The 24,853-nt window shown below is 42.5% G+C and carries 19 protein-coding genes and 3 pseudogenes; 8 read left to right on the forward strand and 14 right to left on the reverse strand.

What is annotated here, in order from left to right:
* Window positions 1-128 precede the first annotated feature (128 nt).
* Window positions 129-1,187, forward strand: a complete 1,059-nt coding sequence (locus NFS43_RS05230; RefSeq protein ID WP_251550192.1) for a glycosyltransferase — start codon at window positions 129-131, stop codon at window positions 1,185-1,187.
* Between the two features lie 126 nt (window positions 1,188-1,313).
* Window positions 1,314-2,297, forward strand: a complete 984-nt coding sequence (locus NFS43_RS05235) for an aldo/keto reductase (protein WP_251550194.1) — start codon at window positions 1,314-1,316, stop codon at window positions 2,295-2,297.
* Window positions 2,298-2,493: 196 nt separating this feature from the next.
* Here the strand turns inward: NFS43_RS05235 and NFS43_RS05240 are convergent, their stop codons facing one another.
* The 4 genes from NFS43_RS05240 to NFS43_RS05255 form a co-directional block, all read right to left on the reverse strand.
* Entirely contained in the window at window positions 2,494-3,792 is a 1,299-nt protein-coding gene (locus NFS43_RS05240) for an acetamidase/formamidase family protein (RefSeq protein WP_251550196.1), read from the reverse strand.
* Window positions 3,793-4,119: 327 nt separating this feature from the next.
* Window positions 4,120-5,958 (reverse strand): ABC transporter ATP-binding protein, encoded by a 1,839-nt coding sequence (locus NFS43_RS05245; RefSeq protein ID WP_251550198.1) that lies wholly within the window; start codon window positions 5,956-5,958, stop codon window positions 4,120-4,122.
* On the reverse strand, window positions 5,933-7,693 hold the full coding sequence (locus NFS43_RS05250) for an ABC transporter ATP-binding protein (RefSeq protein ID WP_251550200.1): 1,761 nt from the start codon (window positions 7,691-7,693) through the stop codon (window positions 5,933-5,935). The genes NFS43_RS05245 and NFS43_RS05250 overlap by 26 nt, the downstream gene beginning before the upstream one ends.
* Window positions 7,694-7,709: 16 nt before the next feature.
* Window positions 7,710-8,054: a hypothetical protein gene (locus tag NFS43_RS05255; protein ID WP_251550202.1), complete on the reverse strand. Its 345-nt coding sequence runs from the start codon at window positions 8,052-8,054 to the stop codon at window positions 7,710-7,712.
* A gap of 213 nt (window positions 8,055-8,267) precedes the next feature.
* Here NFS43_RS05255 and hemG point away from each other — a divergent pair, with 213 nt between their 5' ends.
* Window positions 8,268-9,650 (forward strand): protoporphyrinogen oxidase, encoded by a 1,383-nt coding sequence (hemG, locus tag NFS43_RS05260; protein ID WP_251550204.1) that lies wholly within the window; start codon window positions 8,268-8,270, stop codon window positions 9,648-9,650.
* A gap of 88 nt (window positions 9,651-9,738) precedes the next feature.
* Here hemG and NFS43_RS05265 read toward each other — a convergent pair whose 3' ends face one another.
* The 4 genes from NFS43_RS05265 to NFS43_RS05280 all read right to left on the reverse strand — a co-directional run bounded on the left by NFS43_RS05265 (window position 9,739) and on the right by NFS43_RS05280 (window position 15,296).
* Window positions 9,739-10,308, reverse strand: coding sequence for a pyridoxamine 5'-phosphate oxidase family protein (locus tag NFS43_RS05265; RefSeq protein ID WP_251550206.1), 570 nt, complete (start codon window positions 10,306-10,308; stop codon window positions 9,739-9,741).
* A gap of 651 nt (window positions 10,309-10,959) precedes the next feature.
* Complete coding sequence (locus NFS43_RS05270; protein ID WP_251550208.1) at window positions 10,960-12,651, reverse strand: glycerol-3-phosphate dehydrogenase/oxidase; 1,692 nt, start codon at window positions 12,649-12,651, stop codon at window positions 10,960-10,962.
* Window positions 12,652-13,212: 561 nt separating this feature from the next.
* Complete coding sequence (gene glpK / locus NFS43_RS05275) at window positions 13,213-14,703, reverse strand: glycerol kinase GlpK (protein WP_251550210.1); 1,491 nt, start codon at window positions 14,701-14,703, stop codon at window positions 13,213-13,215.
* Window positions 14,704-14,741: 38 nt separating this feature from the next.
* Window positions 14,742-15,296 carry a glycerol-3-phosphate responsive antiterminator gene (locus tag NFS43_RS05280; RefSeq protein ID WP_251550212.1) on the reverse strand — a complete coding sequence of 185 codons (555 nt, stop codon included), beginning with the start codon at window positions 15,294-15,296 and terminating at the stop codon, window positions 14,742-14,744.
* Between the two features lie 201 nt (window positions 15,297-15,497).
* On the opposite strand from NFS43_RS05280, the pseudogene NFS43_RS05290 reads away from it, so the two are divergent.
* Both NFS43_RS05290 and NFS43_RS05295 read left to right on the forward strand, forming a co-directional pair.
* Window positions 15,498-16,210: pseudogene (locus NFS43_RS05290) on the forward strand (ATP-binding cassette domain-containing protein).
* A 230-nt stretch (window positions 16,211-16,440) separates the two neighbouring features.
* A pseudogene (locus NFS43_RS05295) lies at window positions 16,441-16,678 on the forward strand (ABC-2 family transporter protein); the annotation flags it as partial.
* Between the two features lie 3 nt (window positions 16,679-16,681).
* Here NFS43_RS05295 and NFS43_RS05300 read toward each other — a convergent pair.
* From NFS43_RS05300 to NFS43_RS05315, 4 genes and pseudogenes are all read right to left on the reverse strand, one after another.
* Window positions 16,682-17,266, reverse strand: a pseudogene (locus tag NFS43_RS05300) (glutaminase); the annotation flags it as partial.
* Between the two features lie 54 nt (window positions 17,267-17,320).
* Entirely contained in the window at window positions 17,321-18,553 is a 1,233-nt protein-coding gene (locus NFS43_RS05305; RefSeq protein WP_251550216.1) for a serpin family protein, read from the reverse strand.
* Window positions 18,554-18,859: 306 nt separating this feature from the next.
* Window positions 18,860-19,168, reverse strand: a complete 309-nt coding sequence (locus NFS43_RS05310; protein WP_251550219.1) for a spore coat protein — start codon at window positions 19,166-19,168, stop codon at window positions 18,860-18,862.
* 2 nt (window positions 19,169-19,170) lie between these two features.
* Window positions 19,171-19,371: a hypothetical protein gene (locus NFS43_RS05315; protein WP_251550220.1), complete on the reverse strand. Its 201-nt coding sequence runs from the start codon at window positions 19,369-19,371 to the stop codon at window positions 19,171-19,173.
* Between the two features lie 165 nt (window positions 19,372-19,536).
* On the opposite strand from NFS43_RS05315, the gene NFS43_RS05320 reads away from it, so the two are divergent.
* From NFS43_RS05320 to NFS43_RS05330, 3 genes are read left to right on the forward strand one after another with little or no spacing between them, the layout of a single operon-like run.
* A complete protein-coding gene (locus NFS43_RS05320) occupies window positions 19,537-19,746 on the forward strand; it encodes a spore coat protein (protein WP_251550222.1) in 210 nt (69 codons plus the stop codon).
* A 16-nt stretch (window positions 19,747-19,762) separates the two neighbouring features.
* On the forward strand, window positions 19,763-20,122 hold the full coding sequence (locus NFS43_RS05325; RefSeq protein ID WP_251550223.1) for a spore coat protein: 360 nt from the start codon (window positions 19,763-19,765) through the stop codon (window positions 20,120-20,122).
* An 18-nt stretch (window positions 20,123-20,140) separates the two neighbouring features.
* Window positions 20,141-21,277 carry a zinc-dependent alcohol dehydrogenase gene (locus tag NFS43_RS05330; protein WP_251550224.1) on the forward strand — a complete coding sequence of 379 codons (1,137 nt, stop codon included), beginning with the start codon at window positions 20,141-20,143 and terminating at the stop codon, window positions 21,275-21,277.
* A gap of 122 nt (window positions 21,278-21,399) precedes the next feature.
* Here the strand turns inward: NFS43_RS05330 and NFS43_RS05335 are convergent, their stop codons facing one another.
* Together NFS43_RS05335 and NFS43_RS05340 are read right to left on the reverse strand one after the other, a co-directional pair.
* Window positions 21,400-23,784: a phosphoketolase family protein gene (locus NFS43_RS05335; protein ID WP_251550225.1), complete on the reverse strand. Its 2,385-nt coding sequence runs from the start codon at window positions 23,782-23,784 to the stop codon at window positions 21,400-21,402.
* 223 nt (window positions 23,785-24,007) lie between these two features.
* Window positions 24,008-24,730, reverse strand: a complete 723-nt coding sequence (locus tag NFS43_RS05340; RefSeq protein ID WP_251550227.1) for a GntR family transcriptional regulator — start codon at window positions 24,728-24,730, stop codon at window positions 24,008-24,010.
* Between the last annotated feature and the right edge of the window lie 123 nt (window positions 24,731-24,853).

The following is a 24,853-nucleotide window of genomic DNA, read 5'->3' on the forward strand; positions in this document are numbered from 1 at the left end:
TCAGCCAAAGTTCTTAATTCCTTTATTCTAATCTTGACTTTTCCTTTTATAGGTAACTTGATCAATAGTCCTTTATGTTACAATAACTACTATTAAGAGAGAGTGAGATTTAAAAAGGTGAGTGTTGAATGAAAAAAGTTGGATTAGTAATGAGGAAGATACAATTTACTGAGAATCATGGTCCGCGGATTTTTGCAGAAAGGTTAAAAGCGATTTGCCGTGAGTTCGGCGTTGATATCGTTTTTATTTCACCGGAACGGCATGTTAGCGGCTATGATCATCTTCATGGATATGAACATGAGAAAGGCGATCTAGTCAATTATGATATTGTTTTGGACAAGCTCTATGCTGAAAATATTGACCATGTGATTTATACCGTATCGGGTTTTACATTTTTAAAAATGTTTATTAAAAACAGTGTCCTTTTCCCGCATAGTTTTCCTGATCCTGCTTTGACGGGTTATGAGATGATGAAGCCCTTTTACTCCATTGTGGACAAAGCGGTTGTTCAAACGGAGTTTCTGAAACGTGAGTTGCATTCAAAGTTCGGTGTGGAGGATGTGACGGTTATTCCGATAGGGTTTGATGAACGATTAGTAGAGAGGCATTTTGATCCCTCGCAAATCGTCGATAACCGCGTATTGTGGATTGGAAGAGACGAAGAGAATCGCCAGCCAGAAGTGGTTCTGGAGTATGCTAGACAGAACCCTGATGCAGAAGTGTTTATGGTGTTTGGGGGCGAACGGTATCGGGAAAGTGTGAAGAGGTACAACATTCCTGACAATGTGCAGCTGGAGTTTGCTCTTTCGCAAGATGAGGTTTTTGCTCTTATGAATACGGCAAAGGTTTATTGGAACAGTTCGAAATTTGATACGTTTGCTATGCCTTTAACTGAAGCGCTGGCGATGGGAAAAATTATAGTTAAGCCATCGCATCCTTGCTATGACCATATTAACTCAACTCATGCGTTTTCAGGCAACGATCAAAACTGGTTCGAACTAGTAAACATGGCACTTGCCTCCCCAACCAAGTTTTCGCTAGAAAATCGGATGTATGCCTTTGATAGGTTTTCAAGTTCTGTTATGAAACAAGGTTACCAAGATTTCTTTGATAAATGGTTGGCTGGAGATATTCAAAATAAAGAACCGCAACAACGGGGACTGTCCCCCGCCTCATTAACGTTTTAGTGCAGTAAATTAAGTCCCTCTTTTCGCAGCTTTTTTGCTTATGAGAAGAGGTTCTTTTTGTATTAAAATTTCATGATCGATATGTATGAGATATAATGATATATATAGAAAGGAGACTTGATACATATGAATTACCGTGAATTAGGAAAAACAGGTATAAAGGTAAGTGAAGTAAGCTTCGGGACATGGGCAATTGGCGGCAGCTGGGGAAGAACCAATGATGAAGAATCCCTAAAAGCTATCCAGTACGCGATTGATAAAGGTGTCAATTTCTTTGACACAGCAGATGTATACGGAGATGGGCATAGTGAAGAACTTCTGGCAAAAGCAACAAAAGGAAAAGAAGATGAAATCTATATCGCTACAAAATTTTGCCGGCAAGAGGATATCCATGACCCAAATAACTATTCCTATGAAACAGTCCGCTCTTATTGCGAAGCAAGTCTAAAGCGTTTACAGCGGGAAGCAATAGACTTATACCAAATCCACTGCCCAGCTACAGAAATATTACGGAGCGGTGAGATTTTTGATGTATTGGATCGCTTACAACATGAAGGAAAAATTAGAAACTATGGTGTCAGTGTGGAAACAGTCGAAGAAGGATTGATCTGCTTAGAGCATCCAAACGTGAAAGCGCTGCAAGTCATTTTTAATATTTTCCGGCAAAAACCTTTAGAAGAACTTTTACCTAAAGCATATGAACAAGGGGTAGGGATTCTGGCAAGGGTTCCGCTTGCCAGCGGATTACTGACTGGAAAATTTACAAAAGAGCATGTTTTTGAAGCAGACGACCACCGCCGTTACAATGAAAATGGGGAATCCTTTAATGTTGGTGAGACATTTGCTGGCGTCGGTTTCGCTAATGGTGTAGAACTCGCAGATCAGTTGAAGTGGATTGCAGAAGGAAGACCATCAATGGCTAGTGCCGCACTTCGATGGATTCTTGACCAAAAAGAAGTATCTTGCGTGATTCCAGGATTTAAGAATATCCAGCAAATCGACAGTAATTTGCAGGCCTTAGAGACAGCATCCTTCTCAGAAGAAGAACTCCAAAAGCTAAGGACATTTTACAATGATCAAGTAAAAGAATTAATTCGTGGCGCTTATTAAATAAAACTGATTTAACATGGCAAATCCAACAGATTAATAAAAGAGCAACCGAAACGATGGGTTGCTCTTTTAACCATATTTATCAAGAAACTATTAATATAATAAAAGGATAATAGTCAATATTTGGCACTTCCCGAGGTTATTTACCGGGAAATATCGACAATTTACAGGTATAATAAATACTTGGAATTTTCCCTTATTTTAATAGATATTGCTTCTTCACTAGTTCAGTGAGTCCTAATTTATCCAAATAATTGATTGGTGCAAGGAAGGTTATGGTTACCACACCAGGGTGACGGCCAATTTCAATCGACCCAGTAATCGTAGCACGATTCATTACCTCAGGGACAGTTATTTCAAATAAATCTGCTGCGCGTTTCAGCCCAATTTCCGTTGCTTCATTTAGGTTTGAACCCGTACCAATGATTGAGATTGGCAGTGACTCTTCTAATTCCTCAATTCCCCATTGTTTAGCTAAACTTAACGCCCTCTCTTTTTCAGCATTAGTAATCGGCTTTGCTAAATAGGGAAGATCCTCTTCTACCGGCAAAAGAATAGGTCCATCAAGTCTTAGGCCTTTTATGACGTGTACCTGAAGCGAAACAATACCGGAAACATCGGTAGTATGGCCAGCAATCTCACCATTTCCCTGCATGGCATGCATATCTCCTATATAGATACCGCCACCAGGAACTTTTACCGGACATATAACAACAGCCCCTTCACGCACCCGATTAATATCCATATGGCCATCCGTGCGCTCTTCCAATTGTTCCTTAGACAGTCCATATTCATGTGGAGCATTGATTAAAAATTGGCCAAAATCACCCGCATTATGGGAGTCAGGAAATTTTCTGGAGGGAGTGGTTCCAAGCTGTCCCAGGAATGGTCGAAGCCTTGCAACCGTTCCAACCATATCATGTGGGGCAAATGTCACGATTGGGTTTTGAACAGAATTTTCAGGAGTTAACATATATTTTTTTCCATCCGCCGCCGCCATTTCAGCAGCTTCTCTATTTAGAGTAACCCCTACTTTATGATCCGCATCGAAAGCCATTGTGTAGCCATTCGTAAAAATAAATGGAGTCACATCTGCACCGCACTTTTTACATCGGATTGCTTTTGGCCCTGTTCCTTCAATTAATGTATCAGGATGCATTTCTCCACATTCGGGACATTTGACTGCAACAAATGGATCCCCTATGAATCTTCCTTCTACTGGTTTATCATTCCCTGATGAAGTAACGACTGATGTAACTTGAATATTATTAATCTTGATTACGATTGCATCACCTACTTCAGCACCTTCAACAAAAACTGGTTTGGTCACTTCATGCCCCCCTCGAAGGCAGGGTGTAATCATCGGTCCCCAACAGCCTGGTGCCGTATTGGCAATAATATGCCCCCCATCTTTAACAGGTCCAAGCATCTCCTCATCAGGATCCAAAATACCGTTTGTAAATTCATTTACAAATACCATTTGTTTTGCCTCCATCGACATTCCCTCCATTTAATAATTTATACCCTCCTTCATTATAAGACATATAACTACGTGTTTTTTAAAAATGTTTAAATTTTCACATTTTAGAAACCTTTGCATACAATCTAATCAATGTCATTAAACTTAAACCTCTTTATACCTCATATTCAAAATGATCGGCAGCCATAGCTTTATCTATCCCATTCTAAAGGTCTTCTAATCTTCCAAGAAAAAAAGGCCATGAGAAGAGGGCGCTCCTTACAGTTTTGTTGTACAGTGGGATATGATTGCACTTTAGCCTAAGCAATAATATTTTTCTCCATATATAAATAATGTTTTTTCTTAACTCACATACCCCTGTGTTAACTGATTATTATAAAGGTTGGAGTAAAATCCATTCTTCAATAACAGTTCTTCGTGCGACCCCTGCTCAACGATTTCTCCATCATGAATGACCAAAATCATGTCAGCATCACGAATGGTACTAAGTCTGTGGGCAATCACAAAACTGGTTCTGCCCATCATTAATGTCTTCATCGCCTCTTGAATATGAAACTCTGTCCGAGTGTCCACACTGCTGGTCGCTTCATCCAAAATCAAAATAGATGGATTAGCCAATACCGCCCTGGCAATCGTCAATAGCTGTTTTTGCCCTTGGCTAAGATTGCTTCCCTCTGCATTTAATTCCGTGTCGTACCCCTTAGGCAGCTTTCTGATAAACGAATCGGCATTCGCTAGACGCGCCGCCTCCTCTACCTCTCTATCAGTAGCATTTAGCCGTCCGTAACGGATATTTTCCCGAATTGTCCCAGAGAAAACATAAGCATCCTGCAAAACAAGTCCGATTTGTTTTCTTAAAAAGGTTTTGTCCAGCTGGCGGATATCTTCTCCGTCAATGAAGATGGCCCCCGATTGAATCTCATAGAATCGCGTCAATAGATTAATAATCGTCGTCTTTCCCGCCCCTGTTGGACCCACTAACGCAATCATCTGTCCAGGAGAGGCCTGAAATGAAATGTTCTTTAGGACCTGTACATCCGGAGTGTATCCAAAATGAACCTGATTGAAAGTAACTTCCCCGTAAATTTTTTTATTGGGAACTGTTACCTTCTCTTCTAAATCCTCTGAATTCGTATCTAGCACCTCAAACACACGCTCCGCTCCGGCTATAGCTGATTGGAGCAGGTTGTACTGGTTGGCCAGTTGATTAATCGGCTGGCTGAATTGGCTGGAATAATTAAGAAAGCTGACGATAATTCCGATCGTAATAATGTCATGATAGGAAAAGACACCGCCAATGGCTGCAATAATCACGAAGGTAAGATTCCTCGTCGCATTCATCAGGGGACCCATCGAACCTGAAATCGTTTGAGCCTTTAATCCAACTGAACGCAGCCTTTCATTCATCTCCCGGAACTCTTCCAGTGATTTGGCCTCCCGTCCAAACACCTTAATCACTCGTAATCCCGAAATGCTTTCTTGAACAAAACCATTCACTTCCCCCAAGCTCTTTTGCTGTTCAGAAAAATATTTGCGTGTATATTTAGTTATTTTTTTCGTAATCGTCGTAATCAATGGGACGGTTAAAATGACAATCAGTGTCATCCAAAGACTTAAGCTCAGCATCATGGCCACACTGCCAACAAGCATGAATACACTGGAAATCAATTGAACAACAGTTTGGTTCAGTGTATTAGAGACGTTTTCCAGGTCATTGGTCGTTCGGCTCATTAACTCACCGTGTGTCCGCTGATCAAAAAATCGAACTGGCAATTGCTGATATTTTTCAAAAAGATCTTGGCGCATTTCTCTTACCGTATTCTGTGCTAAACCCGCTGCGACATATTGCTGCAGCCAAGTGAAAGCGGCACCTAAAAGGTAAATCCCAAGTAAAGCCAAACCCATGAGCTGAAAACCGTTTAGTTTATGAGGGACAATATAATCATCAATTGTTTTGCCGATCAAGTAAGGGCCCAATAGAGTAAAGCAGGAGACTAAAGCGGTGCTAATGACCACAAGCCAAAGAGCTTGCCGCTGCCTCTTTAAATAGGTCCATATTCTGCGAAGAGTCGCTTTCGCATTCTTTGACCTTACTGTCGGAACTTCCCCAGGACGAGGACCGCGATTAGACATTTGAAAGGGGTTTGGATTATTTTTAGCTGGATTGCTGCTGTTCGGCATAATATTTCCCCCTCTCCCCATATTGGGAGCGATAAATATCCTGATAAACATCACACGTTTCCATCAATTCTTGATGGGTCCCGCATCCTGCAATGGCACCGTCCTCCATGACAAGAATTTTATCGGCGTTTATCACGGATGAGATTTTTTGGGCGATTAAAAATGTGATGCTGTCCATCATTATTTTTGCTAAAGAATCGCGGAGCCGTTTCTCGGTTCCAAGGTCCAAGGCACTTGTGCTGTCATCCAGTATTAAAATCGGAGGCTTGATCAGCAGGGCACGGGCTATTGCCAGCCGCTGTTTTTGTCCGCCAGACAAGTTGACGCCTTTTTGGCCCACTTTTGTTTCATAACCGTTTGGCAGCTTTGTAATAAAGTCATGCGCTTGAGCGATTTTGGCAGCCTCTTCAATCTCCTCTTGTAGGGCATCCGGTTTTCCAAAAGCAATATTTTCTCTTATGGAGCCCGTAAACAAAAACGATTCCTGGAGTACCATACCAATTTTGCCTCTAAGCTCAGAGAGGGGTAGATTGCGGATGTCTGTTCCGTCCATCAGAATCGAGCCGGACGTGACATCGTACAGCCTTGGTATCAGCTGGACAAGCGTTGACTTTCCGGAGCCTGTCGCCCCAATGATAGCGATGGTTTCCCCTTTTCCAGTCTCAAAACTGACATCCCGCAGGACCCATTCCTCTGGATGGGACGCTCCTCCATATGAAAATCCAACCCTATGAAACTTGATCTGTTTTGCTTGAATGTTGAAATCTTTTTTAAATGGATGACTAATAATCGTAGATTCTGTTGTTAAGACCTGTTGAATCCGTTTGGCTGATACACTTGATTGAGAGATATTCACGAGTAGCGTGCTCACCATGAGCAAGGAAGAAAGGACTTGTGTTACATAGTTTATAAAGGCGACTAAATCTCCCACCTGGACAGACCTCATCCAAACCAAACTGCCGCCGTACATCAGGATTCCAACCAAGCAGGCATTCATAATGAGTGTCACAATCGGTGTATTCATCGCAATCACCCGTGCCGCTTTGATGGCAGATTCCGCATAATTTTTATTGGCCTGTTTGAATTGCCTTGTTTCATAATCCGAGCGGACAAACGCCTTAACGACTCTGATTCCTGCCAAGTTTTCCTCCAGCCGGTTGTTTACGGCATCGAGTTTAGCTTGGACGTTTGCAAACAACGGATAAGAGTATCGAATGATAACAAACAGGATGAAAACTAAAACAATCAATGTCCCTAATAGGATGAGTCCTAAACGAAGATTCAGCAGTAAGGACATGATGATGCTGCCGATTAATAATCCAGGTGTCCGAATCAGGGATTGCAAAAATATTCTCATTAAGTTTTGGACCTGAACGACATCATTGGTCATCCGCGTAATTAACGTGCCGCTCTTAAAGGTATCCAGGTTCTCAAACGAAAATGTTTGTACCTTTGTGAATAGAGCCTCCCGCATATCGGCACCAAAGTTCTGCGATGCACGGCTGGCAAAGATATTGCACCCTACTCCAGCCAATAATCCGAGCACGGCTGTCAGAACCATCAGAGCCCCTGTATGCTGAATGGTTTGTAAATCCCGCTCGACCACTCCTTGATTGACGATTTTGGCGGCAAGGGTTGGCTGGAGCAGATCAAAAATCACTTCAAATAACATAAATAAAGGTGCAATTAAAACAGATTTCCAGTAAGGCTTTATGTAGTGTCTTAATCCCAGCATGAATTTTCTCCTTTCTCTACTCAGGATCCGTATTCGGTTCCGAAGACACTTCTTCCTCCCCTTCTCCTAGTCCTACAGGCTTTTTTAGTTCTTCCACTTCATAGAGTTCAAACTGCTGAACAAATTCATCAATGACCATCTCTATCGCTTTCAATTCCCCAAGAATGATCGGCTTGATCTCCAGGAACTCTGGTGCCTCCAATTGCTGCTTTAAGGTCATCCGTTTTAGCTGGAGCCTTTCTAAAAAGTCTAATGCCCGTCCGCGGCGGAAGGTTTGAGCCCCATGACGGTCTCTTCGTTTATGCCCCCCGCCCCGGTGCTTCTCACCTTTCCAATAACCCGCCATCTCTTCTTGATTCATTGAAAAACATCCTCCTTTGCATACAAATGTATACGTATATTTAACAGCATATAAATTTGTATACAGAATGTCAAATATTAAATGGGGCCTGTCCCCCACTCTAGTAAAGCGTTAAAGTGACGTTGTCTAGGCTGTTTAAATTTCGAGGTGTATTGTGATAAGGTATAATCGAAAGAGGAAAGTTATTTGGAATGAGTAGTTGAGGTGGCAGAATTGAAAACAGTTGTTGTTGTAGGCGGCGGGATTACCGGGTTATCAGCCTTGTATGAATTGCAGAAGTGGAAGAAAACGACCGGTGCAGATATACGGCTGGTTCTTGCTGAGTCGTCTGGTCAGCTCGGGGGAAAGATCCGGACCGTCAAACAAAACGGGTTTGTCATGGAAGCGGGAGCGGACTCCATCGTGGCCCGCAAAATGGAGACCATGCCTTTAATCGAAGAACTTGGTTTAGAATCGGAAGTTGTTTACAATGCAACAGGCCGTTCCTATATTTACATGGATGGAGAGTTGAAAGCTATTCCGGAGGATGCGGTCTTCGGCATTCCGGCCAGTATTGAATCGCTGGCGAAAAGCACGCTCATCTCACCAGAAGGAAAAGCAGCTGCACTAAAGGACTTTTATACACCAAATGAAACGTTCACGAAAAACGATTCGATTGGAGCCTTCCTTGAGCATTTTCTTGGAAAAGAATTAGTAGAGAAACAAATTTCTCCAGTTCTTTCCGGCGTCTATTCCGGAAAACTTAGTGACTTGACCATCGCCTCCACCCTCCCATATTTGCTGGATTACAAAGAACAGTATGGAAGCATCATAAAAGGGCTGGAAGCCAATAAACAGAAATTTAAAGGCGGAGAACGGAAATTCATTTCTTTTCAAAATGGGTTGGATACGTTGACCGACGCGTTAGAGCAAAATCTTGGTGATGTAGAAATTTTTAAAAATACAAAAGTCATTAAGATAGAAAAAAACAGCAGCCAGTATCAAGTGTTTCTTGGCAATCAGGAAATCATCAAAGCGGATTATGTCCTCCTATGTGTCCCGCACACTGTTGCTGAAAACTTAATTGATGATCTGGATCTTCAAGGCGAATTTTCTGGATTGAAAAACAGTTCACTGATTAGTGTGTATCTTGGATTTGACGTACCTGACAGCATTCTGCCAGCAGATGGCACCGGATTCATCACCGCAAATACAGAAGAATTATCGTGCAATGCCTGTACTTGGACAAGCAGGAAATGGGAACATACCTCCAAGTCCGGAAACCTGCTGGTGCGGCTTTTTTATAAAAGCAGCCATCCTTCCTTCCTTGCATTAAAGGAGATGGACCGGGAAGAACTGCTTGAGACTGCTCTGGAAGATATCCACAAAAGCCTTGGTCTAAACGTCCAGCCTGTTGTAAGTGAAGTGACCAAATGGACCGAACAAATGCCAAATTATTTGATTACCCATCCAAAAAGTGTGGAAGCACTTGAAAAGAAAATGGCTGCATCTTACCCAGGCATGCTTCTTGCCGGCTGCTCCTACTATGGAGCAGGCATTCCGGACTGTATTGAAAACGGGATCGATTCAGCCAGAAGGATCCTCCAACAGTTATAATGACTGACAAGAGGATAGCCTGCTTATGCGCAGCTATCCTCTTGATCATTTTTGGTCATGATGGGAAACCAATCCTTCCATACGTCCCTCATGATCCTGAGTTTGCAATTGCTTCGCCGATTGGCGTTACGATCCCATCCATACTCGTTGAATTTTTTTCTTTATGATAGTCTGCCAGCCCTTGTTCCCCTTTATGGGCAGCCCACTTTTGAAGTGTATCCCTTTCCCCATCATACGAATAGAAGGGAACGCTAAAACCACATGATGTTTTGACCGTTTCAATTTTGGCAAAAATGATTTGCCTTGCACCTGGAAACAAGTCAAAATGACCAGCTATGTTATCCCATTCCGTAGTTCCAGGCAATATCACTTTTCCTTCTCCATAGAGACGCAAAATCATCGGAGGGCCTTCAAAAGCTGCGAACATGAAAGTGATTCTGCCGTTCTCTTTTAGATGCGCACTTGTTTCATTCCCACTGCCAGTTAGATCCAAGTAAGCTACCTCAGTTGGTGAAAAGATCCGCAGCACATCATGCCCTTTTGGGGAAATGTTCACATGCCCATCTTCTGACAGTGGTGCTGATCCAACAAAAAAAATCCGTTGCTTTTTTATGAATTCTTCGTGGCTTGGAAGGATCGATGAAAAAACTTTCCCCATAGCTATTCCCCCTTGATTTATCCCATCTGAAAAGAGTTGTTTCACACATTGAAATTTTCTTTATTTTATTATGGGCAAAGCCATGCGTCAACCAGATTTTTCCTGATAGGATTCATAGTGAATACAAGGGAACCTCCTTCCAACATCATTGATCGTACCTTAATTTGTCAGACCGGTTTTATACTTTGTTCTCAACTTTTCATAAAATTGACAATATTTCATTACACACAACAGATGTTGCTTTGTTATAATATAGTTGTATAAACACAAACTTTTCTTCCTTTTTCCCCCTGTCTGCCACCTGAACCTATAATCATGTTAACACCTATTTACTATATAAATTTTTAAAAAATAAGGAGGTATCCTGCTATGGATGTTTGCATTTCCTGTGGACAAGAATTAGCAATTATGGAAAGAAATCGGGCTGAGTGCTGGGAGTGCCGGGACAAAGCGACTGAATCTTACTCAGATGATGACGACGTAGATCTAACTGGATATGAGCTGGTCCCGCCTCATAGTAACCACAACCTCAACCTATCCACTACTCCAGAACAACCTTAGATATTTATTTCACCATACTTTTTTATAGGTGTTTATCCAAAACAAAAGCAACGCAAAAAGTGCGTTGCTTTGTTGTTTTTAAAATACCTTTTATTTCCCATTCCCTGCCTTTGGGTACTCCATCTGTTCATCTACAGGGATGACGCATGCTTTCAAGGCATTTTCTACGGTCAAAGTATATTTCTTGACCTCTTCATCCTTCCACTGGAAGCAATCGGACATATAAGCAATGACTTGCTTCTTCCATTTTTGTACGTTTTCAATATTGAACAGGAGGTCGCCAGTGCGCCGGTTCAAGAAATCAATTGGGGTCGCTGCCATTTCATGTTCTATGGCATAGACAAGCCGGGCGAATAAGTCCAATGGCAGATTATATTTTTCTGCTTCGTTTTTTTTCGCAGCTAACAGCTCGAATACAGTATCGGCATTGGAACCATATGTCTTCACCAGCTTTTTAGCCTCTTCCTCTGATAGTCCTGCCTCCATTCCTTTTTGATAATGCTGAGAGATATAGGAAGGGAACTCCCTTGAACCTCCTACCTCACCTCCAGAGATTGGCAGATTTATAGTTTGGCATGCCGAATAGCTTCTTCCTTCTTCTTCATGGAATTTGCTGGATAAAAGATCAACAACTGTTTCCGCCATTTTCCGATAGCCTGTCAGTTTTCCGCCAGCAATGGTAATGAGACCCGAATCCGATTCCCAAATTTCATCCTTCCGGGAAATTTCCGAGGCACTTTTCCCTTCCTCATAGATGAGCGGACGAACACCAGCCCAGCTGGATTCGACATCCCTTTCACTAATCTGGACATCCGGAAACATATAGTTAATCGCGTTGATAATGTAGCTGCGGTCGCTTACAGTCATATACGGGCTAACAGCATCTTCATTATAAAAAGTATCGGTCGTGCCAACATAGGTTTTGCCATCCCGTGGAATCGCAAATACCATACGTCCATCGGGTGTATCAAAATATACGGCCTGTTTCAAGGGAAAACGGGACTGGTCGATCACCAGATGCACCCCTTTGGACAGCTGCAGTGTTTTCCCTTGTTTCGAGCGGTCCATTTCTCGAATTTGGTCGACCCATGGACCTGTCGCATTGACTACTTTTTTTGCCCGAATTTCATATTCTTCACCAGTTAATTGATCCTGAATGAGAGCGCCAGCCACTCTGCTATTCTCATAGACAAGTTTTAATACCTTGGAATAATTAAGGGCGATGGCGCCTTTTTCAACAGCCGCTTTCATGACCTCAATCGTTAATCTGGCATCGTCTGTCCGATATTCAACGTAATAGCCGCCGCCCTTAAGACCGGCCTTTTTAATTAATGGCTCTTTTTCTAATGTTTCCTCAGCTGACAGCATGGTGCGCCGTTCTGACTTTTTTACATCAGCCAGAAAATCATAGACTCTTAATCCGATAGAGGTGCTAAATTTGCCAAATGTTCCTCCCTGGTGCAGGGGCAAGAGCATCCACTCCGGTGTGGTGACATGGGGTCCATTTTCGTAAACGATTGCCCGCTCTTTCCCGACTTCGGCCACCATCCCCACTTCAAATTGTTTTAAATACCGGAGCCCGCCGTGGACAAGTTTGGTCGACCGGCTGGAGGTGCCCGCCGCAAAATCCTGCATCTCCACGAGTGCTGTCTTCATGCCCCTTGTCTGTGCATCGAAGGCGATCCCCGCCCCGGTAATTCCGCCACCGATGACGAATATATCATAGACATCATCTTTTAGGTGCTTTACGATTACATCACGATTTAAATTAGAAAATTTCATTTTTTTCCTCCTAAAAATTAGAAGCGATATATTTTATGATTAAGAATCTTTCATGGATCTAAAAAGACTCGATCATAGCTTTGCTCTTTAAACGGGTCTACGGCGAGTAATTGTCCTCATGACGGCTTCATGGCGACAAAACCCTGCTGCCTCTTTTGGTTTTTGTCCTCATGACAGCTCCATGGCGACAAAACTTGAGCTGCTTTTTGATTTTTTGTCCTCATGACGGCTTCATGGCGACAAAACCTGGCTGCCTCTTTTGGTTTTTGTCCTCATAACGGCTTCATGGCGACAAAACCTGAGATGCTTTTTGGTTATTTGTCTTCATGATTTCTGCCTCTGTTACCGTAGCCCATCTTTTTCAAGTTCATGAACATTGACTGTCTCTCCTTTTTTTCCTCTTCACGGGGCACTGACCACTCCAAGAATCATAAGTACAATAAAAAAGAGACCACAAAAGACACTATCGTTTTCGGATAATGTTCTGTGGTCTCTCTAACTCTCCTGACAATTATTAACTTATTTTCATTATATCACAAAGTATTCATGTTGTTTATGTTTTTATTTGAAGGCAATTGCTGCTCGAACGGCCTTTTGCCAGCCAGCATAAATCTGATTGCGGGTTTCTTCAGCCATTTTCGGCGTAAATTGGCGTTCGACCTTCCACTGCTTCGAAATTTCTTCTTGGTTTTTCCAAAAGCCAACCGCCAGTCCCGCCAAATATGCCGCACCCAAAGCGGTGGTCTCGTTAATAACCGGCCGTTCCACCAAAACATTGAGAATATCGCTCTGGAACTCCATTAAAAAGTTATTTTTCACAGCACCACCGTCCACACGAAGCGTTTTTAATTCAATACCAGAATCCGCTTCCATGGCTGACAGGACATCCTTCGTTTGATATGCAAGAGATTCAAGAGTCGCCCGAATAAAATGTTCCTTTGAGGTTCCACGAGTCAATCCAAAAACCGCTCCCCGGACTTCACTGTCCCAATAAGGGGTTCCCAGCCCAACAAATGCCGGAACAACATACACACCTTCTGCCGACTCAACTTTTAAAGCATACCCTTCACTGTCCTTGGCATCCTTAATCATTCTTAGACCGTCGCGAAGCCACTGAATCGCAGAACCAGCTACAAAAATACTGCCTTCCAGCGCATACTCTACCTGACCGTTTATCCCCCATGCAATCGTAGTTAACAAACCATGCTTCGAATCAACCGCCTTCTCACCCGTATTCATTAACATAAAGCAGCCTGTACCGTAGGTGTTTTTTGCCATTCCCGGTGCAAAGCATGCCTGCCCGAATAAGGCTGCCTGCTGATCTCCAGCAACACCAGCAATCGGCACTTCCCTGCCAAAGAAATGATAATCCACTGTATTCGCATAAATCTCCGAAGACGGGCGGACTTCCGGAAGCATCGACAGCGGTACACCAAGAATCTCGAGCAATTCCTTATCCCATTTAAGCTCATAAATATTGAACAGCAATGTCCGCGATGCATTTGAATAATCGGTCACATGGGCGCGGCCGCCAGAAAGCTTCCAAATTAGCCAAGTATCAACAGTACCGAACAACAGCTTTCCTTGCTCGGCTTTCTCGCGTGCCCCTGAAACATTGTCAAGGATCCATTTGACTTTTGTGCCGGAAAAATAAGGATCAATCAGCAGCCCGGTTTTCTTGTGGAACAAATCATCATAGCCCTTTTCCTTTAATTCATCACAAATGTCGCTCGTTTGCCTTGATTGCCAAACTATCGCATTATAAATCGGCTGCCCTGTTTCTTGATCCCAAACCACTGCTGTTTCCCGCTGGTTGGTGATGCCAATCCCGGCAATCTGTTCAGGAGTAATCCCGGCTTCTGATAAAACTTCTGAAATCACCGAAAGAATTGACCCCCAGATTTCATTCGCATTATGCTCAACCCAGCCTGGCTTTGGAAAGTACTGCGTAAATTCCTTTTGCGCGCTAAAAACGCTTTCACCCTTTTGATTAAAAAGAATCGCACGGGAACTTGTCGTGCCTTGATCCAAAGACAGAATATATTTTTCCATTTTTTCCCCTCCCCGTTTAAAATACTGATCATATCATTTTAACCTTTGGCCGCAAAATATTCCCATAATTCCCGTTTTGAAGTCGTAATCGCCTGTGCACCAGCTTCCAGTGCACCCAGTACCTCATCCTCTGTTCGGATTAAGCCGCCAGCAAATATCGGGATATTCACCCGTTCTTTTACTTCCGCAATCATCCATGGCATCGCCCCGGGAAGCACTTCAATATAATCCGGCTGCGTTTTCTCAATTATTTTATAGCTTTTTTCCAGGGCATGGCTGTCAATCAAAAAGACCCGTTGAATGGCGATGACCCCTTTTTGTTTTGCCTTCAGAATGACATTCGCTTTGGTAGAAATCAGGCCATATGGTTTAAATTCCTGACAGAGGTATTCCGTTGCGTATTCATCACTTTTCATTCCGTGAATTAAATCCATATGATAAATCATTTTCTTCCCATGCTGTTTTGCCATGTGATGAATATTTTTTAGCTGGGCCATATGCATATCCAAAAATACCCCCATTTCATAGGGGCTTCGCAAAAATTGCTCGAATTCCTTCATGTTGCCCGAAGCAGGCAATATTTTCTGATTCATTTATACCAGCCAGCCCTTTCCTGTCGCTATCCTCTAGGATTATGTCCCTCTGCGTCATCCGCATGTCTCTCCTCTAGAATACAAAAAGAACAGCCGATATAAAAGAATAAAACATTGAGTTCATTTATACTTGTTTACATTCTGTTTCTGTTTATAATCAAATAAGAAATCTTTTAAATAGAACGTCTTGTTGGAGGAAATATGTCAATTCAAGTTCAAGATTTAAATAAATCCTTTCGTGTCCATGTCCGGCAGGAGGGTTGGACGGAAGCGTTACGCAGTTTGTTCAAACGGGAATACCAGACTGTTCATACTGTGAAGGATGTATCCTTCACCATCAATACCGGCGAAATTGTGGGATTTTTGGGCCCAAATGGAGCCGGAAAAACAACCACGATGAAAATGCTGGCAAGCGGATGAAATGTGAATTGGCCGCCTCTTTATTGCACCGTCCCTCCGTTTTGTTTTTAGTTGAACCGACCATTGGATTGGATGTCAATACACAGGAAAAAGTGCGTCAATTCATATTCAACTATAACCGGGAACACAAAACAACAATTCTTTTAACCTCTCATTATATGGGCGATGTGACTGCACTTTGTGACCGGGTCATGATCATTAATCATGGGAAACTGCTTTACGACGGAGAATTGCAAGTTTTATCGAAAAAATTAACGCCTTATAAATTGTTGGAGGTGCGACTTCCATCTGTTGCTCTGGGCCGATGGGAATCCTACGGCGAAGTCGTTTCCTATTCAGATGGAAAACTGACGCTTCGAGTCGCAAGGGACCGTGTTCCACATGTCTCATCTGAGCTGCTGGCCAATTACGAAATTAATGACCTGAACATTCAAGAACCGCCTATGGAAGAAGTCATCACGCTAGCGTTTCAGGAGGAGTCCAATGATCACTAAATATCGAGCGATCTTGCGGATGAAATATGTAGAGATGTTTGCTTATCAGCTCTCGACGATGGTCTGGATGTTCGGGACAATGGTCCAGCCCTTAATTACCATGATGGTGTGGATGAATATCTATCCCGATCAGGGCGATACTTTTGTTTTGTACTTTGTAGCGTTGATTATGGTGGAGCGTCTCATAAGCGCTTGGGATGTCTGGGAAATGGACCGGCAAATACGGGAAGCAAGGGCTAATCAATTTTGCACTGCGCCCGAATATGCCGAGACTTCTTTTGGCATATCCGGATGAGGACGTTGCATTATGTGCTGACAAAGCCAGTAGATAGTATGTTCTTTGTGAGCCTGCGGCATCTAGTTTTCTGGCGTTTGATTGATGTCTTGCTGGGAATTGGATTGATCATCTATGGTCTGGTTCAAAAGCATTTCATGCCGTCTTTGCTTGATGCAGGGTTCTTTTTGATCAGCCTTCGTATATAAATCCAGTAAGGTTTCAACGTTCTCGGTAATGATTTGATGCTGCTTGAGAAAATAGCCCAATGACCGGTTTAAATCAGCCGTCTCGAGTTCGGAACGGGCTATTTTTTCACTATAGCCAATCGAAGGATCATCGGCCAATTCCTGGATAAAGCTTAATAACCGATTAAACCGGCCTTCAACCGACTCCCCTTTAATCATATGGGTCACCACAAGGGCTCCGGCATTAATCATCGGGTTTAACGGTTTTGCCGGTGCCATGATTTCTAATTTGGCAATCGAATTAAACGGATCGCCGGTAGGCTCCATTCCAACCCGTTCAAACACGTACCGAGAACCTTGTTCCATTAGAACAAGAGCTAAACTGACCACCTTTGAAATGCTTTGCAGCGTGATTTTTGTATCAATATCTCCTGCAGAGAGACATCTTCCGTCAGGATAATGAATTGCGATCGACAGCTCATCGGGATTGACTTTCCCCAGCTCGGGAATGTAGTCCGCCACCTTGCCCTGTTTTGAATATTTTCTCGCTTCCTCCACTAATTGCTCTAATTCGCCGCTTGTTTGGCATGGCATCATTCATCACCCATAGTAGTATGAGCGAATAATCACCCTATCATTCTTTTGATGTCAGGAGGCTTTGGAGGGATCTGAAATTAAGCCCATAAACGCGATGGTTCCCGTTTTTTCTTCCATAATTGCAAAGAAAAAAGGCCTGTTCACCTCCATAAAGAATGGCGGATCTGTTATTGCCATCTCTGTTTTCATTTCAACAGAGGTGGCGGCGGCCGCTTCCGTCCCCTTTTCGTTCACCTCTATATAGGTTTTCTGCTTGACCTTGCTGATCCACACCTGATCGGGCTCCATTATCATTTTTGAAAAATTGGCGTGTTGACCATCAAAGGCTGTGGGCATGCCGAGGCGTTTCAAAGCTTCGTTCAATAATACCTCATATTCTAGTTTGAATTTAGGTAACAATACGGTCCCTTCTTTTAAAGTAAATTCCGTTCTCCATTGCTCCCAGTTTTCAGGTGTCAGCCTATTCTGGAATTCTTCTAAATTAGAGTTTTCTTTTGGGAGAAATACGTTCATACTCCATTTTCCATCACCGTATGGCAAGGAAACGGCCTGGAACTCTTCATTTTCCATATAAGGCAGCTTTTTATTCAAAGCCATAAGGGGTACCATTTTTGAAGTGCCATTTGCAAGCTGAAATGTTCGTTTCACTGTTTTCTTTTCGTCAAATGCATCTTTCCAATTCCCTTTAAAATAGACTGCGTTAATAAGAATGGCGGCTAAATCAGGATCTAGAGGTGACTCGACAATGTCTTCTATTTTTCCTTTGGTCGATTCCTCCACCCAGTCATTGATCTTTTTGACAGATTTGCTGTTTTTTATATCAATTTCTTGGATTTCGGCATGAAAGTGTTTCTTGTTATTTTTGGCGAAATCGGATTGAAAGTGAAAGTCCTGGTTGAGCCAGATGGAGTTGGCTATATGTAGCTGAATTTTCTTTGAGTCCTGTTGAAGCAGTGACATCAGGGAGGCGTTGGCTTTACTTAGATCAGCAGCATCAATGCCAGCAGAGTGTAAGACCTTGCCCATTTCTTCTTTTGTTGCCCCATCGGAACCGTTATAAACCATGGATAAGGCCATAAATAAGCTGACAGGGGAAATCAGCGTGTTTCCATCTCCACTGACTTCTCTAAGCACTTCCAGCCCCAGTTCATTATTGGAAGAAGCTATTTTTTCAACATCGTCATCAACCAATGCTTCTTCCAAACTTTCCGGATTATGCCCTATTGCCCAGACGGTCAAAATAAAGAAACTCGCTAATACTATTGAAATAGTCCCTATCTTCAAGGCTATCACCATCCTTTACCAACTTAGACTAGCAATTTAAGATTAAGGTTACACAGCCTATCGAAAATTTGTAACTTAATATTCTTTTGTTCAAAGATCCGCTCGCACGCAGACTGGAACACTTCTTCATGGCGACAATTGGGCTCGGCCTTCTTTTTTGTCGTCATATACAATTCATGGCGAAAAATCTTGATCCTTTCCTGTCTCATCAATGACATGCCAAGTCCAAGTCCACTATTTCAAGTTCCCTGACAGCCATAAACGGCATCATTTCCATAAAAAAACAACGCAAAGCTGCGTTGTTTTTTAACTATTTGATTTTTGCGCCAATTCTGTTGCAGTGTTGGCCGCCGTTAAATCTACCTGGAGCTGCTCGCTCAATTCATCCGGATGATAATACCCCTTCGCCATCATAAAGTTAGTAATATCCTCATGTGTTTGTATCGCAGCACGCAAATGTTCTCTTAAGACAGCACGCAGTTCAGGGGTCGCAGCCTCCGTAATCGCCACAGTATAATTTCTAACCCCCGCTTTAGCCGATATCAGAAAGTCTGTCGCGATCACCTGATCAGTCATGCCGCCCATCCCGATCATATTTTGGATAAATTGATTCATCGTTAAGCCTCCCGATTGGTTAATAATTGCTGCAATTGTTCAATATGCTGCTGCCCAGTGGTGACATCATTTGCCAGTATCGCTTTTAATTCAGGATCCACTGCTAATGCACTCATCGTTGTTGCTTTGGTTAAGCACAGATTTTTGAAAGTCAGCAATTCGTGAAGATCCAGTGTTTCATGAAGGCCTAAATATTTCACCATTTATATTTCACTCCATTAATTCTTATTTACTTCGTTATCATTTGAATAAATTGGGCTCAATATTCTTCCTCCAATAAAAATGGTTTGGACAGCATTCTAACATTTTGCATAAAAGAAAAAGCTTATTGGGACAATATTTCTGTTACGCAAATTGGAGGTGAGTAAATGGATAAGGAAATGTTAGCGTTGCATGAAACATTAGAGACGCATGAAATCATCAATTTTAAAACGGTCTGTTTACTTAGGTCAAAATTAATGCAGGGAATTTGTTTTAATAATGAATTAAAAGAGTTAATGGAAAAAGATGTGAAGCAGACCATTCAGGATATCAATGAATTGCTTCCATTTTATAAACAAAGTCAATTACTTCATTAATATGGAGGCGAAAACCATGCAGGACTATCTTGATCCAAGAAATGCTGAAGGAATGCCCAATCTGGCTGATTCCACCTTTGCTATGGATTTTCTAATATCGGTTAAAACTGGCATCCGCAATTATGGATTTGCTATTACGGAAACCGCAAACCCTGAACTAAGAAGGATTTTAGCTAAACAACTGGAGACAGCCATTGATTTGCATGGAGATATTACGGATTTAATGATAAAAAATGGCTGGCTCAATCCCCATGACTTTACTAAACAGTATAAAGTCGACATGAAGGGAACGGAGACAGCTGTCCAAATTGCCCAAATGACACTCTTCCCTATGGATACCGATCGAGGCGGAATGTTTGCCACACCAAACCAATAAAAGGAGGGATATCCTTTCATGAAAGCTGTCACATATCAAGGGATCAAAAATGTGGAAGTACGAGACGTCAAAGATCCCGCGATAAAAAACTCAGATGATATTATTGTAAAAATCACCAGCTCTGCCATATGCGGATCGGATCTCCACTTAATTCACGGCATGATTCCCAATACCCCCACAAACTTTGTTATTGGACATGAACCAATGGGAGTGGTGGAAGAGGTTGGTCCAGGTGTTCGAAACTTAAAGAAAGGTGATCGGGTCATCATCCCTTTTAATGTGAGCTGCGGGACTTGCTGGTATTGCCAGCACGACCTCACCAGCCAATGTGACAATTCCAATCCTCACGGTGACATGGGCGGTTTTTTCGGCTACTCTGAAACAACTGGCGGCTATTCCGGCGGGCAAGCAGAATATATGAGGGTTCCATACGGAAATTTTACCCCATTTAAAATCCCCGAAGATTGTGAAGTGGAAGATGAGAAACTCATATTGCTAGCGGATGCCGCCTCAACCGCCTATTGGTCCGTTGACCATGCCGGAGTAAAAGATGGAGATACAGTCATTGTTTTGGGCTGCGGCCCTGTTGGACTGCTTGCTCAAAAGTTTGCCTGGTTTAAAGGGGCTAAAAGGGTCATTGCCGTAGATTATATTAACTATCGCCTGCAGCATGCGAAACGAACAAACAAAGTGGAGATTATTAATTTTGAACAACATGAGAATACCGGCCAACATCTGAAGGAGATCACCAAAGGCGGAGCAGATGTCGTGATTGATGCAGTGGGAATGGATGGAAAATGGACCCCAATGGAGTTCCTGGCTAGCGGCCTCAAGCTCCAAGGCGGAGCAATGGGTGCCATCGTGATTGCCAGTCAAGCTGTCCGAAAAGGCGGCACTATTCAAATTACTGGGGTGTATGGAGGGCGCTATAATGCTTTTCCTCTGGGAGATATATTCCAAAGAAATGTCGATATCAAGATGGGACAGGCACCGGTCATTCCTTATATGCCTTTCTTATACGATTTATTTTCTACTGGAAAAATTGACCCCAGTGATGTGGTTACACATGTCCTTCCATTAGACCAAGCCAAGCATGGTTATGAGGTTTTCGATACAAGAACAGAGGATTGCATAAAAGTCATCCTTAAACCGTGAAACCCAAACAGGATCCATTAATGACAAATAGTGGATAAAAATAGCTCCAATTCTTGAGGAGGTATTTTTTTGACCATAATCAAAATGAAAAGAGCAACTGATCCAGCTGCTCTTTTCACCATTTATTTAAAATTTTTCCATTCCCAGCTCTCTACTTCTGGCAAATCCGAACCTTCTTCACGAATATATTGATAATGTTTCTCCACCATTTCTTCCATTTCTTCCACAATACTTGTGTATTGTTCCGCATCCGGCAAATTTTGTACAGCTTCTTTCACTAAATCAAACCGGTCCATTTGGTTTAAGACGCGCATATCAAAAGGTGTTGTGATATCGCCGTTTTCCCGATACCCATGGACGTGCAAGTTATGATTATGGCGGTCAAAGAACAAGTCTTTAATTAGCCCTTCATATCCATGGAAAGCAAAGACGACAGGTTTGTCTGCAGTAAAAAATTTATCAAACTCAGCATCAGGCAAACCGCGTGGGTCAAGCTTTTGGCTTCTAAGTCTCAATAAATCCACCACGTTAATATAGCGGATCTTTAATTCTGGCAATTTTTCATGCAGGATTGAAATAGCAGCCAAACTTTCAATGGTTGGTTCTGTTCCTGCAGATGCGAACACAATATCCGGTTCTCTGCCTTCATCTGTGCTCGCCCAATCGATGATTTTCAACCCTTTATCCACTAATTCTTTTGCTTCCTCAGCGGTAAACCACTGATGGCGTGGATGTTTAGAAGACACCACCAAATTGATTTTTTGGCGATCATTTAAAATCGTATCAAACACGGCCAGTAATGAGTTGGCATCAGCAGGTAAATATTCCCGAATGAATTCTGGTTTTTTGTCTGCCAAGTGGCCCAGCAATCCTGGATCTTGGTGGGTATAACCATTGTGATCCTGCTGGAACACCGTTGAAGTGGCCACGATATTCAGGGATGGAATGTCAGCCCGCCAGCCTTGCTCTGTTGCCTTGCGCAGCCATTTGAAGTGCTGGGTAATCATGGAGTCTACAACACGCAGGAAGGCTTCGTAGCTGGCAAAGAAACCGTGGCGGCCTGTCAGAACATAGCCTTCCAATAAACCCTCCGCTTGGTGCTCGGATAATTGGGAATCGATGACGCGGCCATCGGCTGCTAAAAACTCATCATTTGGTTCTTTAATAGCATCAAGCCATTGACGATTGGTCACTTCAAAAACAGGAGCCAAACGGTTGGACATCGTTTCATCCGGTCCGAAAATTCGGAAGTTGCGATGGTCGGCATTCAGTTTGATCACATCTCGAATATAGCGTCCTAACACAGACATATCCTGGGCTTTTGTCAGCCCGCGTTCCGTCGTATCAATCGCATATTCTTGAAAATCCGGCAAAACTAAATCCTTAATCAAGAATCCGGCATTTGTAACCGGATTAACAGCCATCCGTCTTTCCCCAGCAGGGGCCATCTCAGCAAGTTCCGGCAGCAGCCGGCCATTTTCGTCAAACAGTTCTTCCGGACGATAGCTTTCTAGCCATTCTACTAAGGCATCAATATGCTGCATATTGTTTTGGTCGACTGGAATCGGAACTTGGTGGGCCCGGAATGAGTTTTCAACCGGCTGGCCTGCCCATTGCTTTGGACCTGTCCATCCTTTTGGCGTACGTAAGACAAGCATTGGCCAATTTGGGCGGGTTTGATCATGGGTTTCCCGCGCATGATTTTGGATGCGTTTAATTTTTTCAATCATTTGATCCATAACAGCGGCCATACTTTCGTGCATGGCTTCAGGCTCGTCACCTTCTACAAAATATGGTTCCCAGCCCATGCCCTCAAAGTATAAGGTTAATTCCTCCGTCGTCATGCGGGATAAAACGGTTGGGTTACTGATTTTAAACCCATTTAAATGCAGGATAGGCAGAACGGCGCCATCCGTTGCTGGGTTGATAAATCGATTGGAAAACCATGAAGCCGCTAATGGTCCCGTTTCAGCTTCGCCATCTCCGACGACAACAGCCGCGATCAAATCAGGATTGTCCAGCACTGCCCCAGCACCATGTGAAAGTGAGTATCCTAATTCTCCGCCTTCATGGATGGATCCAGGAGTTTCCGGTGCCGCATGAGAAGCGATGCCTCCTGGGAATGAGAATTGTTTGAACAGTTTTTTCATGCCAGGGATATCCTGTGTAATTTGTGGATAAACTTCCGTATAGCTGCCATCCAGATAAGAATTGGAAACCATCACCTGGCCGCCATGGCCAGGTCCTTCAATGTAAAACATATTCAAGTCATATTTATTTATCACCCGATTGAGATGAGCATAAATAAAGTTTTGTCCAGGGATGGTCCCCCAGTGTCCAATTGGTTTTACTTTAATGTCAGATGCCTTGATTGGTTCCCTTAGTAATGGGTTATCCTTCAGATATAACTGGCCAACTGAGATATAGTTGGCTGCACGCCAATATGCATCCAGCTTTTTCAAATACGTTTTAGATGAGTAATCAACTTGTTGTGCGACTAATACCATTTCATTCACTCCCTATCATTTTTTCATATGGAACTATTTTTCTATATATTAATCATATTCTTTCTATTATTAAAATCAACCATTTTTAAAATTGATACGGTCCAATTTTGTGAAAATGTTAACATATTGTGACATAAAGGGATGTCATCTCAATGACAAAAGGGGTTTAACCGATTTATTTTGCAAAAAAAAATAAGACCGAAAAAATTTTTCTGTCTTATCTTTATTGGACCGATACAAATGTATTGAATTTTAAATACTGATAGTGGAACCGCATATGGGAAAATTCAAACGGGGTGCCATTGTCCAAAAAGAAAATGCCTTCCATAATCCCAACAGGCTCATTTTCATTTAATTGAAGCAGTTCCCGATCATTTCCTGTGGAGGGCTCTGCATAAATAGATAAAAATGACTTGGTAACAGCTAGGTTGTGGGCTTTTTCCAAATAATTAAAGATGGATCCTTCAATAATTGTGTGGTTCAGGTTTTGCACAATTTTAATCGGAATGTATCCTGTTTCAATCATAAAAGGAACATCATCAAACAGCCGTAAGCGAATGATTTTGTAAACAAAATCATGCGGCTGCAGGAACAAATCCCGCTGCAATTCTTCCGTTGGCGGAATGACCTCAAAATTCAATACTTTAACTTTTGGCTTTTTTCCATGCATTTGAAAGTTGTCGGTCACTCCCAAATTAGATCCTTCATAGTTAAAAATCGATTCATTTTTTATATATAATGGGTTGATAAATGTCCCAGAGCCGCGTTTTTTAAAGATAATCCCGTCATTTGCCATTTTCGTCAGCGCATGCTTTACTGAACTTCTGCTGACCTGGTAGGTTTCGCTGAGAGTACGTTCATCGGGTAATCTCATATCAGCAAATTGCCCTGCAAAAATTTTCTTTTTAAGGTCATTCATAATTTGCTTATAGACTAATTCTGCCATATAGAACTCCTTTTCAAGTCTTCTTTATCTATTTTAGCATAGTAAAAAGGGCTGCGCACGAGCATGAATCGTTGGTTTTATTCAAAAAGAATGGATACCCTAAATTCCATAAAAATGACCAAA

Origin of the sequence: Neobacillus muris (assembly GCF_943193175.1) — a bacterium.
Classification (GTDB): domain Bacteria; phylum Bacillota; class Bacilli; order Bacillales; family Cytobacillaceae; genus Neobacillus; species Neobacillus muris.